A 2506-nucleotide genomic window follows, 5' to 3' on the forward strand; every position below is an offset into this window, starting at 1 on the left:
TGCCATCGCCCGCTGGTTGATCGAAAAAAGAAAAATCGACAAAAGTTTTATCGGCAAGCATACTTCCAATTTTGAGGCCTGCAAACAGACCGCTTTTTCCCTTTCGATCCGACAGGCGGCCAAAATTTGTGGGATTTCGGCATCCGAAATTAGAAAAGCGGCCCTATATATCGGGGAAGCCAGTAAGTTTATCAGTATGTGGACGATGGGCCTCAACCAAAGTGTTATCGGGGTCTCCAAGAACGTATCCCTTATGAACCTTTCGCTGCTTACCGGCCAGATCGGCAAACCGGGATGTGGCCCATTCTCATTGACGGGACAACCGAATGCCATGGGCGGTCGCGAGGTCGGGGGCATGGCCAATCTTTTGGCCGCGCACCGAGAACTGGGTAACCCCCTACACCGAAAGGAAGTGGCCGATTTTTGGGGCGGCACCGAAATCAAATCCGAACCGGGCTATACCGCTACCGAAATGTTCGATGCCCTTGAAAACGGAAAGTTAAAGGCCATTTGGATCATCTGCACCAATCCCGCCGTGAGTATGCCCAATGTAAACCATACGATAAGCGCATTAAAAAATGCCCCTTTTGTGGTCGTGCAAGATATTTCGTACCGCTCCGAGACTACCGAATTTGCCGATCTGCTGCTGCCCGCCGCCGGATGGTTGGAAAAGGAGGGCACCATGACCAACTCCGAAAGGCGTGTCAGCTATCTTCCCAAGGTTATCGATGCCCCGGGGGATGCCCTTCCCGATGTCGAGATTCTTTGGCGTTTTGCACAGGCCATGGGCTTTAGTGGGTTTGACTACAAAAACGCCAGCGAGGTGTACGACGAACATTGTCTGCTCACCAAGGGAACGAATATCGACGTATCCGGACTTTCTTACGACCGACTAAAGGACGAAGGCAGTTTTCAATGGCCGGTGCCCCATAAAACACATTCGGGAACCCCGCGGTTGTTAACCGATTTTCAATTCCATACCAGCGATAAAAAAGCACATTTCAACGCCCCACAGAGTTTATACAACAAATCTGAGGAAACCGATGCCGATTTCCCGCTAATACTGACCACGGGAAGGGTCAGGGACCAATGGCATACCCGCACCAAGACCGGGAAGGTAAAACGCTTGCTCACCCATATTCCCCAGCCCTATCTGGAAATCAATAGAATCGACGCCTACCTTCGTAATTTAAAGGAAGGCGATATTGCCGTTATAAATAGCCGACGGGGCCAGGTTCAGGTCAAAGTGAAAATCAACTTCGATATTCGCGAACGGGTCGTATTCCTACCCATGCATTGGGGCAAAATGTTGAACAACGCTTTTGGCAGGGCCAACAATCTGACGAACGATTTGGTGGATCCCGTTTCAAAGGAGCCGGATTTCAAGTACTGCGCCGTACAGGTAAGAAAGTATGTCAAACCAGTGCAAAAAATAATCATTGTCGGTGCGGGCGCAGCGGCTTACCGCTTTATTCAGACCTATCGGGAAAAGAACAAAAAAGACGAACTTCATGTTTTTTCCAATGAAAATGACCCCTTTTATAATCGTGTACTACTGCCCGAGTACGTTAACGACGAACTGTCTTGGGAGGCCTTGGAAAAACTAAAGATTGGCGAACTAAAAAAACTGGACATTGCCCTGCACCCCGGAAATGGCATAACCGAGATCGATAGGGTACAAAAGCAAGTTATTGACGCAAACGGAGAGGCACATGATTATGACCTTTTGATTATGGCCACGGGCAGTCGGGCCTTTGTTCCGAGTGAAATGGGAATGGACCTTCCCGGTCGCTTTACCATGCGCGAACGTGGCGATGCCGACCGGTTAAAGCGCTACTTGCAACAAACGGGACTTCCGTCCGAAAGTAGGCACGTGGTCGTCGTGGGCGGCGGACTTTTGGGACTGGAACTGGCCGCGGCATTAAAAAAAATAGAGGTCAACATCAGTATCATACAACGGGCACCGCGCCTGATGGAACGCCAATTAGATCGGGTCGCCAGTCGGCTGCTGGCCGAAGATGTCATGGATAGGGGCATCCACATCTATTTTGACAATGAGGTCAGTACCGTATTCGAGGAAAAGGAAAACGCACATTCGTTATTGGTCAACCTAAAAACGGGGCGTACCCTACAATGCAATGCGATCGTCTATGCCATCGGTACACGACCGAATATCGAATTGGCCAAACAAGCCGGTCTCGATACCCGGCGTGGCATCGTGGTCAACTCTTATTTACAGACCAACGACCCATCGATCTTTGCCCTCGGAGAGATTGCGGAGTTCAATAATGCACTTTTCGGGATAACCTCCGCCGCCGAGCAACAGGCCGATGTGGCGGCCAACTTTATTCTTGGGGATCTGAGTAGTATCTATTCCGGTTCCGTTTTGATGAACATCCTTAAATTCGAGAACCTTGACCTATGCAGTATCGGTATGGTCAACGCGCCCGCCGACGATACCAGCTATGAAGAAATTATTTTGATGGATGTAAGCCAACGCTTTTAC

At 49.9% G+C, this 2506-nt stretch carries 1 protein-coding gene; it reads left to right on the plus strand.

The genetic code is table 11. The features are described 5' to 3' along the window. Positions 1–2506: FAD-dependent oxidoreductase (locus ACEW8S_RS08520; protein ID WP_373517734.1), on the plus strand; the 2506-nt coding region annotated here is incomplete at both ends.

Source organism: Pricia sp., assembly GCF_041745955.1.
Classification (GTDB): domain Bacteria; phylum Bacteroidota; class Bacteroidia; order Flavobacteriales; family Flavobacteriaceae; genus Pricia.